Source organism: Paenibacillus montanisoli, assembly GCF_003268025.1.
GTDB classification, from domain to species: Bacteria; Bacillota; Bacilli; order Paenibacillales; family Paenibacillaceae; genus Paenibacillus_Z; species Paenibacillus_Z montanisoli.
The window spans coordinates 606,949-625,094 of the sequence record NZ_QLUW01000003.1; the positions used below are offsets into that span (position 1 = coordinate 606,949).

Consider the following 18,146-nt stretch of genomic DNA (forward strand, 5'->3'; position numbering starts at 1 on the left):
ACTAAGGAAAATTCGCATTTCAGCGCTAGCGTTGATTTAGCGGAATCCGAGGTGTTGCGCGATGCCGTTTTTGAATGTCGGAGATGCGAAGCTGCATGTTAACCATGATGTCATCATAAAGGACAGCGTACCGGTTCTTTGCGTGCACCCGCCATGCCTGACCAGCCGGCTGTTCACGGCGATGCAAGAGAAGCTGATGTCTACTTCGATCATACGCTTCGATATCCGCGGTCATGGGTACAGCGAGGCGGGAAGCGGGAAGCTGACCCTTTCGTTAATCGCGGAGGATATGAGAAGAGTGCTCGACACTATGGGGGTAAAAAAGGCCTATGTGTGCTCTTATGGCGCAGGGTCGTTCCCTGCGCTTACGGCGATGCTGGCCTATCCCGACCGGTTTATCGGCGGGATATTGGTCTCCGGCGCTACCGCGTATACCGATATTATTACGCGTTCGAAGCTGCAGGCGGCGTTTATCTCGAGTATTCTTTGCCCTAAGGAACCGATCGCGTTTAAGGCGGCTTTGAACGAAGCGGACAGCAAAGCCAGCTTCGAAGAGCTGCACGCCGAAGCCAAGCTTGGCGATTCCGGCAAATGGCGCGAGTATACGGCCGCCTGCTTGGACAGCGCCGTGCAGAAGAAGCTGCTTCAGCTGAAGCAGCCCGTGCTTGTCTTGTACGGTACGGGCGATAAGATCGGGCAAGGCCACGCTGCGGAGCTTCGGCGCAGGCTGTCCAATAGCGAGCTGTACGGCATTATCGGAGCAGACAAACAGCTGCTGCTCAAGGAGCCGGCGACGGTGGCGTATGTCATGTCGCAATGGATCGAGAAGCAGGCGCATCCGGAAATAGCAGATACGTTCGAAGAGCGGGAGGCACTGCTTCGGCAGCTGTCCGCGCAAGGCATTGAGGAAGGCGTGCACGGCACTGTGCCTAGGCATTAATCCAAATAATCAGCATGCGAAAGTTCCCTCTACCGGGGGAATTTTCTTTTTTCTGCGCCTCAAACGATGGCCGCTTTTATGGTAAACTAGTAAAAGAATAATAGGCGGATGGAGTCAAAATGAGATGCGGATCGGCAACATGCACCAATTTACAGAGCATCATCGATGCTACATCTATCGCGACTTTTCGCTTAGCGCGGTAGATCGCAAAATGATCGGCTTGATCTATCAAGCGATGATCGGCGCGTTCGCCGCGGGACTCTATCAGCTGCTGTATCAGCAGGTGGCGGATGACCGTGTCGGCTATTCGCCGCTCGAGCCTCAGCGGAAGCTGCTGCTTGGACTCGGGCTTGAAATGAACGAACGGGGCAGGCAGGAGCTCGTGAATCAAGCATCCAGGCTGGAAGCGGTCGGGCTGCTGCAAGTATCGAGACTTGGCGTGCCGGATAATGACGATGTCGTCTATGAATACGAGTTGATCAGACCCTTATCGCCGGATGAGTTTTTCGGAAGTCCCCATCTCATGATGCTGCTGAGGGACAAGGTCGGAAAACATGCCGTGATCGCGCTTCGGGAATCGTTCTTCGAGAAGGAAGACGATCAGCTGGCAAGCGCCGAGCTGCGGCGAGATAATATTACAGTACCGTTCTACGAGCTGTTCCGTTTAAATACGCAAGGAATCGATACGGAGCTGGAGCAGGCGCTTACCGAGGTAGCCCCGTCCAGACAATCGCTGCCCAAGCCGCAGCTGGAAACGGCGGGGATCGGGTACGGCGACATCATTATGAGGTTCCCGCGCAATTCCTCGAACAGGCACTATGTTGAGCGGCTTCGCGGCGATCACGAAGCGGTCGCCCAGCTCAACTACGTGGCGTATAAGTACAATTTGGATGCGGCTGATTTAAGCCGGTTGCTCGATGAAGACGATGTTTTCTCGAGCAAAGGCGAACTGCTTATTGACGAGCTGCAGCTGCGGGCCAACCAAATGTACAGGCAGGACCGCAAACGGAACGACGAACGGCAGAGGGTGTATGGCAGAATGGCTGCATCCAAGGAAAGCGCGAATAACGAGGCTGATGATGTACCGAATGAAGTGGCCGTGCAAGCGGAGTATTATATGGACGTTCCGGATCAGCTGGCCGGCCGGTGCGATATCCACCAGTACAATATGCTGATGCGAAATGAGCCGCATACGCGGTTTCTGGCAAGATTTTTCCCTGGCGCCGTGCCGGAGCGGTTTATACGCGTGTTTGAAGTCATGAATATCAATTATCGTTTGCAGGATGCCGTTATAAATGTACTTATTCATTATGTGGTCGGATTGAAGGATGCGCAGCGCGTGACGAATCAGTTTATTGACGCTGTTGCCTCGAATATGCTGATGAAGGGCGTCGACTCTTACGAAAAGGCGGTCGGGTACGTCCGGGACCAGGTCAAGCTGGAGCAGGACAAGCCGCGTGAGGGCGGCACATCAAGTGCCCAGCCGGCGAGAACCGGAAGCGGAGCGCCGCGGGGGCGGCGCAAGCCGGCGATTCCGATTATGCCGGAGACGCCGAAGGGCAAGCAGCTATCCGCCGATGAGATCGAAGAAATCCGCAGGATGGCGCGCAAGCTGGACGGCAAAACAACGTAAAACATAAGCAAGGCGAGGTGAAACATAGATGGCCATGGAATCGCTGGGCGATTTGCTGAAGCAAATGCCAGGAGGCGGCAGCGCGCTTAGACAAGCCGATAAGCTGATGGCGGAACTGCTTGCCGACCCGCTTGTCGAAAAGCTTCGCAGCAAGTATCCCGAGTTGAACGACGCTATTATACGGCTTAATATGAATAAGATTTACCAATGCACGAAGGAATACCGGAATTGCTCCAATTGTCCGGGATTGGACAACTGTCCGAACGACTTTGAAGGCCATTATACGGAGCTCAGCTGCGAAACGACAGGCATGCTGGTCCAACTGAACGACCGCAAGGTTCCGTGCAAGAGGCTGCTGGCCAGACAAGCCGAGAACCGGATCCGCAGCCGCGTTCGCAGCTTCTATGTGGATGAGAAGGCGTTGTCCCGCGGATTCTCCGCTGACGAAATCATCGACAAGGATCTGGAACGGGTAGGCGCGGTCGGTCAAATCATCAGCTATATCAATGAAACGAAAGAACACGGCCTGCAGCCGGAAGGGCTTTATTTGACAGGCTCGTTCGGTACGGGCAAGACGTTTCTGATGTGCTATATGCTTCATGAGCTGGCCAAAGCCGGCTACACCGGAGCGATCGTGTACATGCCGGAATTCGTAGAAGACTTGAAGTCGCTCATGCATGAACAGGGCAAGCTGAAAGAAACGGTCGACATGATGAAGGAAACGGACTTGCTCATCTTTGACGATATCGGGGCGGAGAACTTGAACCCTTGGGTACGGGATCACGTGCTTGGCGCGATCTTGAATTACCGGATGAACCGCAAGCCGACCTTCTATACGTCGAATTATGGGCTTGATGCGATCGAGCAGCATTTCAGTTTTACGAACAAAGACGGCGACGAGCTGCATAAGGGACAGCGGATTATGGACCGCATCCGGCCTTATGTGCAAGCCGTTCACGTTACAGGCCACAACAAACGGGGCCGAAAATAGAAAGAGCCTGCCGTCTAGACGACGGCAGGCTTTTTTTTTCTATAAAACTTTATGGCTTATAGATCTTGTCGAACACGCCGCCATCGTTAAAAAACTTCGTTTGCGCCTTGTTCCAGCCGCCGAAATCACGGATGTTCGTCAGCTCGATGTTTTTAAACTTCTTCGTAAATTCCGCGGCGATCTTCGTATTGGTCGGACGGTAAAAGTTCTGGGCGACGATCCGTTGGCCGGCGTTCGTGTACAAGTAGTCAAGGTATGCTTTGGCCACGTTGCGCGTGCCGTGCTTATCGGCGTTCTTCGTGACCACCGCTACCGGCGGTTCCGCGAGAATGCTGAAGGACGGCGTCACGATTTCAAAATCCGAGCCATGCTCCTTGAGCGCCAAATACGCTTCGTTCTCCCACGCAAGCAGCACATCGCCGATGCCGCGTTCAACAAACGTCGTCGTAGAGCCGCGGGCGCCGGAATCCAGCACAGGCACGTTTTTGAACAATTTCGTTACGAACTCGGTCGCCTTTGTTTCGCTGTTGTTGTTATGCTTCAGCGCGTAGCCCCATGCCGCGAGGAAATTCCAGCGCGCCGCCGCTTGTTTTCGGATTCGGCGTAATGACGGAGACGTTCTTCTTGATCAGGTCGTTCCAATCTTTAATGTTCTTCGGGTTGCCTTTGCGGACCAGGAAAACGATGGTGGAGGTGTACGGCGAGCTGTTACGCGCGAAGCGGGACTCCCAGCCGTCATTGATAAGGCCGGCTTTCTGAATGGCGTCAATATCGTAAGCGAGCGCCAGCGTCACGACATCCGCCTGGAGGCCGTCGATGACGGACCGTGCTTGCGCGCCGGAGCCGCCATGGGATTGTTTGATGGTAACCTTCTGGCCAGTTCTAGCCTTCCAATAGGCGGCGAAGGCTTTATTGTACTGCGCGTAAAGCTCACGGGTCGGATCGTACGAGACGTTCAGCAGCTCGATGTCCGGCTGCTTCGGTCTGGTTACGGCCGCAAAGCTGGTGGACGACAATGACAGGACCAGAGCCAGAATCGTCACGGCGATAAACAGTTTTCTCTTCATGTTTAACCTCTCCCTTTATAAAGTTCTCTGCTCTGTCCGATCCGGCTCATGCCATAAAAAAAGGAGGCCCCGTCAGCGCATCATGAACAAAAGCGCTTCATGCTGCAATCGCTGCCGGGGCCTCCGGAAGACCGGTAGGCTCGATGGCTTAATCGTAAACCTCATTATTCCAACCTGTCAACTATGAGTTCTATATAAGGAGAACTGATCCCCTCTATAAAAATTGTTAAAAAAATGATTGACAGGAAAGCAAGTCCGTTGCTATTATCATCCCATAACCAACTAAACAGGTAGGATTAATACTTATTTCCACGACCGGTCAACGCGGAGTCGGAAAAGCGTTAGTTATCTGTAAAAAGATGATGAGGGGTGCTTTTACATGACACACATGAAAAAGAAGAATTCGCTTTTGCTGCACACGCTGTTGATCTTCGTCGTTTTCGCGCTTGCTCTGACCGGCTGCGGCTGGGATACGGAGCCTGCGAATACAAACGCCAATCAAACCGCTTCCAGCGGAAACGGCAACGCCGCCGCGGATAGCCCGGAGCCGGCAGCCGTGAATGAGCCTGCATCTACCGATCCGGTCGAGCTGCTCAATGTCTCGTATGACCCGACGCGTGAATTCTACGCGGCTTACAATAAACTGTTCTCGGCTTATTGGGAGAAGGAGCATAACCAGAAAGTTACGATCAAGCAATCGCATGCGGGCTCCGGCGCTCAATCCAGAGCCGTAATCGACGGACTTCAAGCGGACGTCGTCACGCTCGCGCTCGGATACGACATCGATGCGATTTCGGAAAAAGGGCTGATCCAGCCAGACTGGCAGCAGAAATTCGAGAATAACAGCGCGCCATATACATCGACGATTGTATTCTTGGTCCGTAAAGGCAATCCAAAGGGCATTAAAGATTGGAACGACTTGATCAAACCCGGCGTGGAAGTGATTACGCCGAATCCGAAGACGAGCGGCGGCGCCCGCTGGAATTATCTCGCGGCATGGGGCTACGCGCTCAAGCAGAACAACGGCGACGAAGCGAAGGCGCAGGAGTTCGTATCCGCGCTGTTCAAGAACGTGCCGGTGCTCGATTCCGGCGCTCGCGGTTCCACGACGACGTTCGTAGAGAAAGGCATCGGCGACGTGCTGCTCGCCTGGGAGAACGAAGCCTTGCTGTCCGTGAAAGAGCTCGGCCCGGATAAATTCGACATTGTCTATCCTTCGATCAGCATCCTTGCCGAACCGCCTGTGGCCGTAGTCGACAAGAACGTCGATAAGAAAGGCTCCCGCGCGGTTGCCGAGGGTTACTTGGATTACTTGTACACGGAAGAAGCGCAGAAGCTTGCCGCGGAGAACTTCTACCGTCCGCAGCTGATCTCGGTGGCGGAGCAATTCGCCGATCAATTCCCGGAGTTGACATTGCTGTCGATCGACGACGATTTCGGCGGCTGGGCTGCAGCACAGAAGAAGCATTTTGCGGATGGCGGCGTGTTTGACCAAATCTACGCGCCTGGCACGTAAGCCTATGGACGGGAGCTGACTCTACTTATGAAAAGTTCCGCATCAAGCAAGGCGAAGCCGCGCAGCATACTGCCCGGCTTCGGGATTTCCCTGGGATTTACCATTTTCTACTTAAGCGTGCTGGTCATCATTCCGCTTGCCGGCATCTTCGTGAAGACCTCCGGCATGACGCCGGGGCAGTTCTGGGACACGGTGGCGTCGGCACGCGTAATCGCATCCTATAAAATCAGCTTCATGACTTCATTTTTCGCCGCACTGATTAATCTCGTATTCGGACTTCTGATTGCCTGGGTGCTCGTACGCTATCGATTTCCGGGGAAAAAGCTGGTCGACAGCTTGATCGATTTGCCCTTCGCGCTGCCGACGGCCGTGGCGGGCATCGCGCTGACGGCGATTTATGCGCCCAACGGCTGGATCGGCTCCTTGCTTGAACCGCTTGGCATCAAGGTGGCGTTCACGCCGCTTGGCATTACATTGGCGCTTATATTCATTGGATTGCCCTTCGTCGTGCGGACGGTTCAGCCGGTCCTGCAGGATCTCGACAACGAAGTGGAGGAAGCAGCCGTCATGCTTGGCGCCTTCCGGCTGCGGACGTTCCGCAGGATCATCCTGCCGGAGCTGATTCCGCCGCTGCTGACGGGGTTTGCGCTCGCTTTCGCCAGAGGCATCGGGGAGTACGGCTCGGTCGTCTTTATCTCCGGCAATATGCCGATGAAGACCGAAATCGCTCCGCTGCTCATCATGACGAAGCTTGAACAATACGACTACAAAGGCGCGACGGCGATCGCCATGGTCATGCTGATCATTTCGTTCATTCTTCTGCTGCTGATCAATTACTTGCAATGGCGGAGCAATCGCCGCGTAATTACGGAATAGGGAGGCGCGAAAACGATGGCAGGTGCAGTTACCGTTCATTTAACCGAAAAATCGGCGCAGCGTCCCAAACATATCAATGAGTCCGCCGGCGTTCGAATCGTTCTGATCTCCGTCGCGCTGCTATTTTTAGTACTCATCGTGCTGCTTCCGCTCGTATCGATATTTACCGAAGCGTTCAAGCGGGGCGCGGAAGTGTATTTCGCAGCGCTGAGGGATCCCGACGCCGCGTCGGCGCTGAAGCTGACGCTAATGGCCGCCGTCATATCGGTTCCCCTCAACACGCTGTTCGGCGTGGCGGCCGCCTGGGCGATCAGCAAATTCAGGTTCAGCGGCAAAAACATCCTGATTACGCTTATCGATCTGCCTTTCGCCGTATCGCCGGTCATTTCGGGTCTTGTCTTCGTGCTCTTGTTCGGTGCGCAGGGCTTTCTGGGACCTTGGCTGTCGGATCACAACATCCAGATCATATTCGCCCTTCCCGGCATCGTATTGGCGACGACGTTCGTTACCTTCCCGTTCGTGGCGAGGGAACTCATTCCGCTGATGCAGGCGCAGGGCGTGCAGGAGGAAGAAGCTGCCGCAAGCTTAGGCGCGAAGGGATGGCAGATTTTTTGGCGGGTTACCTTGCCGAACATCAAGTGGGGCCTGCTCTACGGCATCATCCTATGCAACGCGAGGGCGATGGGGGAATTCGGGGCCGTCTCGGTCGTATCCGGCCATATCCGCGGCGAGACGAATACGCTGCCGCTTCATATTGAGATTTTGTACAACGAATATCAATTCTCGGCTTCATTTGCGGTCGCTTCCTTGCTCGTCATGCTGGCGCTCGTGACCCTTGTAGCGAAGAGTCTCATCGAATGGAAAACCGCTCAGAAAACGCCGAAGGGGGATGGCTAAAGATGCATATCGAGGTTCGCAATATCAGCAAAACCTTTCATGGCCACAAGGCTGTCGACAATGTCAGCTTCTCCATTGAGCGCGGCAAGCTGATTGGTCTGCTAGGGCCGAGCGGCGGCGGCAAATCGACGCTGCTTCGAATCCTGGCAGGGCTGGAGACGCCGGATTCCGGCGACATCTTCATCAATGGGAAGCGGGTTAACGACGTGCAGCCCCAGCTCCGCGGAATCGGCTTCGTCTTCCAGAACTACGCGTTGTTCAAGCACATGAACGTGTTTGACAATATTGCATTCGGGCTGACGATCCGCAAGGCGAGCAAAGCCGAAATCAAGACGCGGGTCGGCGAGCTGCTGGATTTGACCGGACTGCGCGGCTTCGAGCACCGGTATCCGCACCAGCTCTCGGGCGGCCAGCGGCAGCGCGTCGCATTCGCCAGGGCGCTAGCGCCGAAGCCCGACCTGCTGCTGCTCGACGAACCGTTCGCCGCCATCGACGCCAAGGTGCGCAAGGAGCTTCGCACCTGGCTGAAACAGCTCATCGGCACGCTCGGCATCACGTCGATCTTCGTCACGCACGATCAGGATGAAGCGGTCGAAGTGGCCGACGAAATGCTTATCGTGCAGAAGGGCAGGCTGGAGCAGCAAGGCTCGCCGGTCCATATTTATACCGATCCGCAGACGGCATTCGTAGCCGGTTTTATCGGCCATTCCACCGTCGTGGAGCAGCCCGAATCGCTGCGCGGCTTCGGGGGATCTTCGCTGACGGCGGGCGCAAAGGCGCTTATCCGTCCCGAGTTCGTCGAGGTCGGCCGCGAGCGGGAAATCCCGTTTCCGTCCGCAGCGGAGAAAGGGAAGGTACGCCATATCTTTTTCCGCGGGGCGCACTTGGAGCTCGACGTGGAGGTCGGCAGCAACCGCCTGTCCGCGCACCGTTCCTTGGACCAGGAGCCGTTGCAGCCTGGCGATGAAGTGTCCGTGCTAATACACCGTTTATACGTCATCTCAGATGAGTCGGCGACGATCGTGGAGAATCCGCTAAAAGTCGATCCGCTGCCCGTGCATATTTAAATTTATTTGGGAGGGATTTAAGATGGCAAAGCCAATCGTGCTGGATCAAGAATGGTTAGAGCGTATCGCAACGCAAGTGAATGGACTGGAGTACGGATCGGTACTCATTACGGTGCACGATGGCCGCGTCGTCCAAATCGACCGTACCGAGCGCAAACGCTTCGATGCGGCATCCGTCAAAACGCAGCATCGACAAGACCATAACAGCTCAGACAAGTTGAAGGCAGTTAACGGATAAAAAAAAGAGGTGCCGGGCCGCTCGTTCGCGAAAGATCGACGAGGGACCCGGCGCTTCTTCTGTTTGCGAGAAGGCCGGATTAGCGGTGCTGCGCAGCCGCCCGCTCCTGCTTCGACGCGGCAGCGGGCCAGAAGGCCGCGCGCCCGCAAAGCACGGTAAGGGCAGGCACGAGGAACGGCCGGACGATGAACGTATCGAGCAGCACGCCGATGGCGGTGACGGTGCCGAATTGAACGAGCACCTGAATCGGCAGCGTCGCAAGCACCGCGAAGGTGCCGGCTAGAATCAGGCCGGCGGAGGTGATGACCGAGCCGGTCTGCGAAACGCCTTCCTTGACCGCTCGCCGAAGCGGCATATTACGGGCTTTTTTCCAGATGCTTGCGATCATGAAGATGTTGTAATCCTCGCCCAGCGCAACGATAAACACGAAGGAATAGAGTGGGATCAATCCTTGAATCGCATCCGTGCCGAACATGTCATGCAGCACGATCCAGCCTAATCCAAGCGCGCTGAAGTAGGAGAGGAGAACCGTTGCGATTAAGTACAGCATGGCAACGACCGAGCGCAGATAAGCGAGCAGGAGAAGCGCAATCAGTATGATGATGGCAGGAATAAGGAGACGCGCATCCTTGCCGGTCGTTTGCTGCGTATCGTATTGTTCGGCTGTCTGCCCGCCGATCCAGACTCGGGTTTCATCGGCTTTATCCGGCTGTTCCAACGCGTCTTCGGCTGCTTGCCTCAAGTCGGGAATGTGTCCGATGGCCTCGTTCGAGTAGGGATTGACCGACAGTTCAACCTCGAAACGGAGCAGGTCCGTCATGGTGGCGCCTTTCACGGGCTCGGCAACGCTCTTGACGAAAGGCAGTGAGGCGAGCGTTGATCTGACGGATTCCGTTTGCTCTTCGGACTGCGATCGCACGATTACCTGAACCGGTGCCAGCCCGCCGGCGTTGAATCGATCCGCAATGAGCGCGAAGCCTTCCCTGGAAGGCGTATCCGCCGGAAACGACGAGAGCGTATCGAACGTGTATTTAATCTGCGTCGCGAAGACTACGCATAGAAGCAGGATCGCCGTCGTGACGAACGCGATTGTCTTTGGCCATCGGACTACGCTTTCGCCCAGCCGGTCGCCGAGCGTTGCCTTCGTGCGCGGAGCCTGAGCCGGCTTGTTTTTCTTCTTGGCATGGGCAAGCGCCATCTCGCGCGTCTTTGGAACAAACGGGTAGAAGGAGGCTCTGCCTAGCAGCGCCAGCAACGCCGGGACAAGCGTAAGGCTTGCGAGCATCATGATGAATATCGCCAAGCTGAACGGAATCGCGAAGCGCCGGATGCTCCCGAATTCGGCGGCGAGCAGCACGAGCAGGGAAATGACGACCGTCAGACCGCTCATCGCAATCGCGCCGGAGGAGCCGCTGAACGCCCGCTTAAGCGACGTATAGGTGCTCGCTTCTTCCTTCAGTTCGCTGCGGAATCTGGCAATGAGGAAGAGGCAGTAGTCGGTTCCGGCGCCGAACAGCAGCACGGTCATGATGGACAGGCTTTGCGAGTCGAACTCGATCCAGCCAAGATCGGCCATCCAGCCCAGCAGCGGCGTGATGGCGCCGTACGCGAAACCGACCGCGACGAGCGGAATGAGGGCGAGCACCGGCGAACGGTAGATGAGCAGCAGGAATAATAGGACTAGGAGCACGGTGGCCATGAGCAGGGAAACATCGGCGCTCTCGAATAATCCGGTCGCGTCGACTGCGATGCCGACGGGCCCCGAAGCGCGAACGGCAAGACCGCCGTCCTCCAGCTTCGTCCCGAACGGATTCGCTTCTTTGAAGATTGGCATGGCTTCCTGCTCCAGCCGTTCCAGCCCTGCTTTAAATCCGTCGCTTCCGGCATTCTTCTCGAAGAGGACCGGCTGCACGAAGGTGGTGCCGTCCGCGGAGACTTGCTGCTTCAGCGCGGGCAGCGGCAGCTTGTCGTGCGGGACAATTGCGATCTGATGCGGAACGGGGCTCGCGGCAAGCCGCTTCGCCAGCTTCTGAATGCCGGCTAGGTCTTCATCGGTCAATCCGGATGAACGATGCCAAGTCATGAGGGCGGGGATACCGTCCCCGGAAGGAAACTGCTCCGCGATCAGCCGCTCGGCTTGCACGGAAGGCTTGCTTGCATCAAAATTTGCGAGCGTATCATCTTTCAAGTCGGATGCTTTAGGCAGACCGATATTGAGCAGGGCTGCGGCGATCAGCCATACGGCGAGCGTCATCCATCTGCCTCTTCTGCCTATCGTCATGCGGGCGAGCTTCTCTAACCGGCTTTCCGTCATGCGAAGTAAACACTCCTTTTAATTTGCTTATCAAGCGATAAGCGAACCGTATAAAAAAAGCGGTTCCGGCCGCCCGCTACTCCGAAGGAGGCGGGGCGGCCGAAAGACCGTAAAGCAACACGTTGACGAGCATATGGGCTTGCGGCTCCCAGTCTTTCTGTCCGTTCTCGCCGGCGGCATCGGCACCGCCGCCTTGAGGTGCCGATGCGCCTGCAATAGCGGTCTGTGCGGAAGCCAGCGATTGATTGATCATGCCGAGCAGCATCCGGGCGGATTTCTCCGGGGTCATCCCGAACTGGGCTGAACTGCGGAGCTCCCCGCTGCGCTGCCCCTCCCCGAAGATATCGATCAACGGCACAAGGTAAGCGCTGCGCCACAGCTCGTAAATGATGCGCTGGGATTCCGCAGCGAGCTCGTGGCGGATATCGTGGAACATCCGGCTCAAGTCCTCGGGATGACTGGCCAGCATATAAGCGGTGAACCGATAAAGGCGTCCGCGCATATCGGGTTCGCTGCCGATCATCCGGCCGAGCGCGCTTCGGGTACCGTCGCATACGGACCGCATGACGTCCAGGTAAAGCGCCTGTTTATCCTTAAAATGGTGGTAGAGCGCCGGCTGGGTAACGCCGCATGCCTCGGCGATCAGGCGCGTGGAAACGGCGCGGTACCCCAGCTTCATGAACATCTCCTTGGCCGTGCGGATAATCATGGCGCGTGTTTCTTGGGACTGATTCGATCTGGAGGCTGCCATTCTAAACGGGTTCCTTTCAAAGGCTGACTTGATCTGCCTTGCTTATCACTTGATAAGATCATACAAGGAAGCGAACCGACCGTCAATCAGTCCATGTCCGGCTTGTGCTTGACGTAGCTTGCGCGCGCTTCGATCCGCTTATCCGCGCTCTTCTGCTGCCGCTTGCTGACGGACTGCTCCTTGCGCATCTGGTGTGCCAGCTCGCGGCCGGTTTTCTTGTAGCTCTCGTAGCGCCGCGCATCCAGCGCTCCGCTGCGCAGCGCTTCCTTCACGGCGCAGCCTTGCTCGGCTGCATGCCGGCAGTCGCGGAACCGGCAGCCTGCGGCGATTTCCTCGATGTCGGAGAAGGCCTCCTGCCAGCCGTCATCGGATTCCCATAGCTGCAGCTCTCGCATGCCGGGCGTATCCATCATGATAACGCCTCCGGGAAGAGGGAAGAGCTCGCGGTGCGTCGTCGTATGGCGGCCGCGGGCGTCATCCTCTCGGATGTCCTGCACGCGCTGCAGGTCACCGCCGGCCAGCCAATTCAGCAGCGTCGATTTGCCGACGCCGGAGGAGCCGGTTACGGCAATGGTACGGCCCTGCAGCAGATAAGGCGAGAGCGATTCGCGCCCTTCGCCGGTCACGGCGCTGACGGCGTGGACCGGTACGCCCGGCGCGGAGGCTTCCACCTCGGCGACGCGGCGCGCGGTGTCGGTACACAGATCGGCTTTCGTCAGCAGTACGACCGGCGTGGCGCCGCTTTCCCATGCGGCGACGAGGTATCGCTCGATCTTGCGGACGTTGAAGTCGCCGTTCAGCGCGTTCACGATGAACAACGTGTCGATGTTCGTACCGATCACTTGCTCTTCGGGCACGCTGCCGGCCGCTCTGCGGATCATGGCCGAGCGCCGCGGCAGTACGCCGTGAATGACGGCACGCTGCTCGCCCGGGAGCGTCTGCACGGCAACCCAGTCGCCGACGGCTGGAAACTCGCTGCGCGATGCGGCCTGGAACTGAAACTTGCCGCTGACCTCGGCAGCGTATTCGCCGGCTGCCGTCATGATGCGGTAGCGGTTCGTGAACTGCGCGACGACGCGCGCCGGCTCCAAATCCGTGCCGCCTCCGGCTGCCGCGCTTGCTGTGCAGCTCTCCCAGTAATCGTTCCAGCCGTAACGCTCGAGCGTGCCGGCAGAGATGGTTTCAACAGGTTGTTGATTCATGTTTACATTCAAATTCAAATAGATGTCCCCTTTATTGGTTGGATTGGATAGCAAAAAGACCGCAGGAAATAAGCTCCTGCGGTCTACGTTTTTGAAACGGTGGACGTCTCGAAACGGACACAAAAAAACCGCAAGAAACCGTAATGATACGGTCCCTTGCGGTTTAGCGGGCGATGGCGAACAAGCAGAGCAGGCCGTCTATTGCGACCCAACCTTCAGCTAGCTGCTATTCTCCCGTTCCTGTTCCGTCCGAGACCGATGCATACGCGACGACGATTGCAACTTGAACATTCATGAAATTCGCTGCCATTTCACATCAGCCTCCTTTGGGTATCGTTAGTTGTCATTCTATTCGCTTCCAGATCACTTGTCAACTCATTCCATTAAAATGGCCTTGCACCCGAACGATCGGGGCAAGGCCACGTTTATTACGAAATGATAAATTTAATAATCACCGCAACGGCGAAAATGACGAACAGCAGTGCAAAGAATCCGCCAAATCCGATCGCAACGTCGAACAGATCATCGCGCGGCTCCTCGTTCAGGTGTTCGCGAGGGTCTCTTACATTTTCCATTGTTTCGCTTCCTCCTTAGGCAACAACGATTGCTCCCCCTAGTATACCCAACTTCCAGAATAATTGTAAAGCCGGAGGTCGTGACAATTGTGAGGCGAAATTATGCGGCAAAGTCGCCTTTGTCCCGCAAGTACAACCGCAAAAAAGCGCGCGTTGTGGTACAATAAACGGTAGCCATGGGTCGGGAGGAGAACGAAAATGAAGGAGCAATCTAGAAGCGAATCGGCAGCCGATAAACGGCTATCCGAGGAGCGGATTCGCAGCAAGCTGGCGCTGCTGCCTGATCAACCCGGCTGTTACTTGATGAAGGACGCGGATGGCACCATCATTTACGTCGGCAAAGCGAAGGTGCTGAAGAACCGCGTGCGTTCGTATTTTAACGGCAGCCATAACGGAAAAACATTGCGGCTCGTATCCCAGATCCGCGATTTCGAATACATCGTAACGTCCAGCAACATGGAGGCGCTCATCCTGGAGTGCAATCTCATCAAGCAGTATCATCCGAGATACAACGTGCTGCTAAAGGATGACAAGACGTTTCCATACATCAAAATCACGAACGAAAAGCATCCGAAGCTCGAGGTTACGCGGCGCATCCTGAAGGATAAAGGCAAGTATTTCGGACCTTATCCAAACGCGTTCGCGGCCCAGCAGACGAAGAAGCTGCTCGACCGTCTGTATCCGCTGCGCAAATGCGGCACTCTGCCGGACAAGGTCTGCCTGTATTACCATATCGGGCAGTGCGTGGCGCCGTGCGAGTTCGAGATCGAGCCGGGCACTTACGAGAACATGGTGCAAGAGATTACCCGTTTTCTGAACGGCGGGCATGACGAAGTGAAGAAGACGCTGCAAGCGAAGATGGAATCGGCTGCGGAGATGATGGAGTTCGAGCGGGCCAAGGAATACCGCGATCAGCTCATCGCGATCGATGCCGTCATGGAGAAGCAGAAAATTACGCTCAATGACGCGATGGACCGCGACGTGTTCGGCTATGCGACCGATAAAGGCTGGATGTGCGTGCAAATCATGTACATGCGGCAAGGGAAGCTGATCGAACGGAGGGCGACCACGTTTCCGTATTACGGCACGGCCTATGATGACTTCATGACGTTCGTGACCCAGTATTACTCGGAAAATCCGGCGCTGCCAAAAGAGATTTTCCTGCCGACGCCGCCTCAGGAAGGGGGGCCGGAAGCAGCTGCCGCCGCCGTTCAGGAAGCGAAGGCGGAATATACCGCAGCTGCCGCCGATTCAGCCGTGCTTGCGGCTTCCGCCGAGCACCAGGGCGAAGAGCCAGGCGAAGAGCAGGGCGAGCCTGAAGCGGGTACGATCGAAGCCGAGCTGCGCAGCTCGCTGCAGAAGTGGCTGAAGGTGAAGGTGTTTATGCCGCTTCGGGGGCGCAAGCGCGATGTCGTTGCGATGGCGGTGAACAATGCGAAGGTGACGCTGGAAGAGAAGTTCAAGCTGATCGAACGGGACGAGGAGCGCACGTTCAAGGCGTCGGAGAGCTTAGCGGAGGCGCTTGGCATGCCGCAGGTTCGCCGCATCGAAGCGTTCGACAATTCGAACATCCAAGGGACGGACCCGGTATCGGCAATGGTGGTGTTCACGGACGGGAAGCCGGACAAGAAGGAATACCGCAAATATAAAGTCAAGACGGTCAAAGGTCCGGATGACTACGAAACGATGCGGGAAGTGATCCGGCGCCGCTACGAGCGGGTGCTCAAGGAGGAGCTCGCGATGCCGGATCTGATCATCGTGGACGGCGGACGCGGCCAAATTTCGGCCGCGCTCGATATTCTCGAGAACGAGCTCGGCTTGATGGTGCCGGTGTGCGGCCTTGTCAAGGATGCCAAGCACAAGACCGCCCAGCTGATGACGGGCGATCCGCCGGAGGTGGTGCCTCTGCCGCGAGACAGCCAGGAGTTCTACCTGCTCCAGCGCATCCAGGATGAGGTACACCGTTTCGCCATTTCATTCCACCGCGAACAGCGGGGCAAATCGATGGTAGCCTCGAAGCTCGACTCTATCCCGGGCATCGGAGAGAAGCGCCGTACGGCGCTGCTGAAGCATTTTGGCTCGATCAAGAAAATAAAAGAAGCCGGAATCGAAGATTTCCGGCCTCTGTCGATCGGCGAGAAGCTCGCCGCGCAAATCATTGAAGCGCTGAGGGAGGAACCGTGACAAACGGTTTCGGCCCTCTTTTTTTATCTACATAGCGCATTAGCCATGCAATCGGAATCGGCAGAACAATATAGACTATGCCCAGCAGAATATGGCTGGCGGAGCCCATGAACATGAGCGAGATCGCCATCATGACGCTGTCGAAAATCGCGTGCGCGAACAGCACCGTAATGAAGCCGTACCGCAGGAAAAGGAAGCTGAAAATCAAGCCGATCACCGTAAGCTCCAGCAGCCTGGTAGTGGACGGGAAGATCGGATAGGTGACATGCCCAAGCGCCCAAATAATCGTTGGAATGAGCGAAGCGACAAAGGAATTTCGGAACCATCGCTTCATGAGCCCGATGCCGAAGAGCCGGTATACGGCTTCCTCGGAAATGGCCGCGCACCACGCAAGAACCGGAAACAGCCAAGGCGCCGCCAAATTATAAGGAGACTGGGTGACGTCGGTCGTTGACCAGGAGCCGTTGACCTGCATCAGGATGATGAAGATGACCGTCTGCAGCCCAAGCAGCATGAACGCGGTTAAATACCCGAGCCACATGCTGCGCCATACATGCTCGCCATAGCCCGGCTGGCCGAACCGCGGCCATAAATTCCGGCCCATTCCCTGCCATAAGCCGTCGCCGCCGACGAGGGAGAAGTATACGGAAAGTCCCATAATGACCGTAATCAAGCAGGTGACGATGACCGCGACGAGCGCCATCGCATCCGCATTCGCGATTTCGCCGTAGCTTGCAATGATGCCGTCCGTCAGATTGAAATCGTTCGCGAGATACATCGCCAGAAAGAGGACGGACAGCACGATGCCACGGACAAAAGACGTATGCTTGCGATAAAGAGATGCATAGACGATGGCCAAAATAAACAAGACGAAGGAAAGAAACAAGCTTCCGATTGTGGATAAATAGTTGGCGAGCCGCTTCTGGTTGCTGACGTAGCTCGCGTAGTCGGCCGGAACCTTGAACTGCGGCTTGTAAGCGGAAATGAACACATTGCCGTTCGGAAGCTTCTCGCCCCGAATGCTCAGTGTCAGCTTGGCGTTTCCGATCGACGTATCCGCCACATCATACCAAATTTGTCCCTTCTCGGGGTCCACTTTACTTTGCTTCAAGGCTGATTTGACGAAGCCTTTGGAAACCGCAAAGGCCAGCGCCGTATCCGCGAGCTCCTTCTCTGGAGCCGGTTCGGCGGACTCTTCATTGATGCGGTTCCAAGCGACGACGGTTCCTTTCTGCATATGGACATAGACGAAAACTTCGCTCCTGTCCGGCATTTTTGCCGTTACCTGGTAGGTATCGGTCGGAAAATTCGCATCGTATTTCTTCTCATAGCTGCGGGTGAGCTTATTTTTCTCCAAGTAGCCGTAGAGCAGGCTGTCGGATTGATGGACGCCATGAACGCCTTCCGGCACCGTCTGGAATTGCTTCTTAACGAATGCAGCAGCGGCCTCCTCGGCGGCTTCCCGCTCAATGACCGGCTCGCTGTTCGTGCCGAAAAACGATTCGGCTGTCGAAGGGATGATCTGGATGAGCAAATAAGTAAGTAGGCCGATGCCGGCGAGCCAGGCATACATTTTCCAATTGGGCCTCAGTTGAATCGTGTTCATGGGGCACCCCGTTCTTAGTTAGAATAATGATTACCGTCTATTCATTACCTTAACATAAACGAGACAATATTATCCATCTGAAAGCAGGGGAACAACGGCTTGCGCGTATCGGATTGTCTTGGATTTCTAGATTTGAACAGGTATAATGTGCATCATTGGCGGGCAATGGAAACCAATATTTTATTCATGCGTATGGAATATGCGTCATGATTTTTGTTTATAGGAGCGTTACCTCGTTATCATCAACCTATTGTACAAGACCGCTTCCGCATTCGGAACGGCGGGACAG

Annotated in this window: 14 protein-coding genes and 1 pseudogene; 9 read left to right on the plus strand and 6 right to left on the minus strand. The window is 56.1% G+C overall.

Annotated features, from left to right (window positions below):
• Positions 1–61 precede the first annotated feature (61 nt).
• The 3 genes from DL346_RS18730 to dnaI all read left to right on the plus strand — a co-directional run bounded on the left by DL346_RS18730 (position 62) and on the right by dnaI (position 3,564).
• Positions 62–940: an alpha/beta fold hydrolase gene (locus tag DL346_RS18730; protein WP_112883654.1), complete on the plus strand. Its 879-nt coding sequence runs from the start codon at positions 62–64 to the stop codon at positions 938–940.
• A 124-nt stretch (positions 941–1,064) separates the two neighbouring features.
• A complete protein-coding gene (locus tag DL346_RS18735; protein WP_112883655.1) occupies positions 1,065–2,573 on the plus strand; it encodes a replication initiation and membrane attachment family protein in 1,509 nt (502 codons plus the stop codon).
• A 34-nt stretch (positions 2,574–2,607) separates the two neighbouring features.
• Positions 2,608–3,564 (plus strand): primosomal protein DnaI, encoded by a 957-nt coding sequence (dnaI, locus tag DL346_RS18740; protein ID WP_112884069.1) that lies wholly within the window; start codon positions 2,608–2,610, stop codon positions 3,562–3,564.
• A gap of 49 nt (positions 3,565–3,613) precedes the next feature.
• Here the strand turns inward: dnaI and DL346_RS18745 are convergent.
• Positions 3,614–4,631, minus strand: a pseudogene (locus DL346_RS18745) (sulfate ABC transporter substrate-binding protein).
• 388 nt (positions 4,632–5,019) lie between these two features.
• Here DL346_RS18745 and DL346_RS18750 point away from each other — a divergent pair.
• The 5 genes from DL346_RS18750 to DL346_RS18770 are packed head-to-tail and all read left to right on the plus strand — an operon-like array spanning position 5,020 to position 9,225.
• Positions 5,020–6,147 (plus strand): sulfate ABC transporter substrate-binding protein, encoded by a 1,128-nt coding sequence (locus DL346_RS18750; protein WP_112884071.1) that lies wholly within the window; start codon positions 5,020–5,022, stop codon positions 6,145–6,147.
• 27 nt (positions 6,148–6,174) lie between these two features.
• Positions 6,175–7,023 (plus strand): sulfate ABC transporter permease subunit CysT, encoded by an 849-nt coding sequence (cysT, locus tag DL346_RS18755; RefSeq protein ID WP_112883656.1) that lies wholly within the window; start codon positions 6,175–6,177, stop codon positions 7,021–7,023.
• 15 nt (positions 7,024–7,038) lie between these two features.
• Positions 7,039–7,920: a sulfate ABC transporter permease subunit CysW gene (gene cysW, locus DL346_RS18760; protein ID WP_112883657.1), complete on the plus strand. Its 882-nt coding sequence runs from the start codon at positions 7,039–7,041 to the stop codon at positions 7,918–7,920.
• 2 nt (positions 7,921–7,922) lie between these two features.
• The gene (locus DL346_RS18765; RefSeq protein WP_112883658.1) at positions 7,923–8,987 is read left to right on the plus strand and encodes an ABC transporter ATP-binding protein; all 1,065 of its coding nucleotides are present in this window, start codon (positions 7,923–7,925) and stop codon (positions 8,985–8,987) included.
• 22 nt (positions 8,988–9,009) lie between these two features.
• Complete coding sequence (locus tag DL346_RS18770) at positions 9,010–9,225, plus strand: YezD family protein (protein WP_112883659.1); 216 nt, start codon at positions 9,010–9,012, stop codon at positions 9,223–9,225.
• Between the two features lie 79 nt (positions 9,226–9,304).
• Here DL346_RS18770 and DL346_RS18775 read toward each other — a convergent pair whose 3' ends face one another.
• The 4 genes from DL346_RS18775 to DL346_RS18790 all read right to left on the minus strand — a co-directional run bounded on the left by DL346_RS18775 (position 9,305) and on the right by DL346_RS18790 (position 14,067).
• On the minus strand, positions 9,305–11,539 hold the full coding sequence (locus DL346_RS18775) for an MMPL family transporter (protein ID WP_112883660.1): 2,235 nt from the start codon (positions 11,537–11,539) through the stop codon (positions 9,305–9,307).
• Between the two features lie 76 nt (positions 11,540–11,615).
• Positions 11,616–12,290 carry a TetR/AcrR family transcriptional regulator gene (locus DL346_RS18780; RefSeq protein ID WP_112883661.1) on the minus strand — a complete coding sequence of 225 codons (675 nt, stop codon included), beginning with the start codon at positions 12,288–12,290 and terminating at the stop codon, positions 11,616–11,618.
• Positions 12,291–12,376: 86 nt separating this feature from the next.
• Positions 12,377–13,492: a ribosome small subunit-dependent GTPase A gene (rsgA, locus tag DL346_RS18785; RefSeq protein WP_112884073.1), complete on the minus strand. Its 1,116-nt coding sequence runs from the start codon at positions 13,490–13,492 to the stop codon at positions 12,377–12,379.
• A 428-nt stretch (positions 13,493–13,920) separates the two neighbouring features.
• Positions 13,921–14,067: a YqzM family protein gene (locus DL346_RS18790; RefSeq protein WP_112883662.1), complete on the minus strand. Its 147-nt coding sequence runs from the start codon at positions 14,065–14,067 to the stop codon at positions 13,921–13,923.
• 198 nt (positions 14,068–14,265) lie between these two features.
• Between DL346_RS18790 and uvrC the strand changes: the two genes are divergently transcribed.
• The gene (gene uvrC / locus DL346_RS18795) at positions 14,266–16,251 is read left to right on the plus strand and encodes an excinuclease ABC subunit UvrC (protein WP_112883663.1); all 1,986 of its coding nucleotides are present in this window, start codon (positions 14,266–14,268) and stop codon (positions 16,249–16,251) included.
• Here the strand turns inward: uvrC and DL346_RS18800 are convergent.
• The gene (locus DL346_RS18800) at positions 16,223–17,857 is read right to left on the minus strand and encodes a CPBP family intramembrane glutamic endopeptidase (protein WP_112883664.1); all 1,635 of its coding nucleotides are present in this window, start codon (positions 17,855–17,857) and stop codon (positions 16,223–16,225) included. The two genes, uvrC and DL346_RS18800, sit on opposite strands and share 29 nt — an antisense overlap.
• Positions 17,858–18,146 lie beyond the last annotated feature (289 nt).

Excerpts from the sequence above, each read along its gene's own strand:
- DL346_RS18780 (WP_112883661.1), bottom strand. The coding sequence starts at position 12,290 with ATGGCAGCCTCCAGATCGAATCAGTCCCAAGAAACACGCGCCATGATT.
- DL346_RS18770 (WP_112883659.1), top strand. The coding sequence starts at position 9,010 with ATGGCAAAGCCAATCGTGCTGGATCAAGAATGGTTAGAGCGTATCGCA.
- DL346_RS18790 (WP_112883662.1), bottom strand. The coding sequence starts at position 14,067 with ATGGAAAATGTAAGAGACCCTCGCGAACACCTGAACGAGGAGCCGCGC.
- dnaI (WP_112884069.1), top strand. The coding sequence starts at position 2,608 with ATGGAATCGCTGGGCGATTTGCTGAAGCAAATGCCAGGAGGCGGCAGC.
- DL346_RS18765 (WP_112883658.1), top strand. The coding sequence starts at position 7,923 with ATGCATATCGAGGTTCGCAATATCAGCAAAACCTTTCATGGCCACAAG.
- DL346_RS18800 (WP_112883664.1), bottom strand. The coding sequence starts at position 17,857 with ATGAACACGATTCAACTGAGGCCCAATTGGAAAATGTATGCCTGGCTC.
- uvrC (WP_112883663.1), top strand. The coding sequence starts at position 14,266 with ATGAAGGAGCAATCTAGAAGCGAATCGGCAGCCGATAAACGGCTATCC.
- cysT (WP_112883656.1), top strand. The coding sequence starts at position 6,175 with ATGAAAAGTTCCGCATCAAGCAAGGCGAAGCCGCGCAGCATACTGCCC.
- DL346_RS18775 (WP_112883660.1), bottom strand. The coding sequence starts at position 11,539 with ATGACGGAAAGCCGGTTAGAGAAGCTCGCCCGCATGACGATAGGCAGA.
- cysW (WP_112883657.1), top strand. The coding sequence starts at position 7,039 with ATGGCAGGTGCAGTTACCGTTCATTTAACCGAAAAATCGGCGCAGCGT.
- DL346_RS18735 (WP_112883655.1), top strand. The coding sequence starts at position 1,065 with ATGCGGATCGGCAACATGCACCAATTTACAGAGCATCATCGATGCTAC.
- DL346_RS18750 (WP_112884071.1), top strand. The coding sequence starts at position 5,020 with ATGAAAAAGAAGAATTCGCTTTTGCTGCACACGCTGTTGATCTTCGTC.
- DL346_RS18730 (WP_112883654.1), top strand. The coding sequence starts at position 62 with ATGCCGTTTTTGAATGTCGGAGATGCGAAGCTGCATGTTAACCATGAT.
- rsgA (WP_112884073.1), bottom strand. The coding sequence starts at position 13,492 with ATGAATCAACAACCTGTTGAAACCATCTCTGCCGGCACGCTCGAGCGT.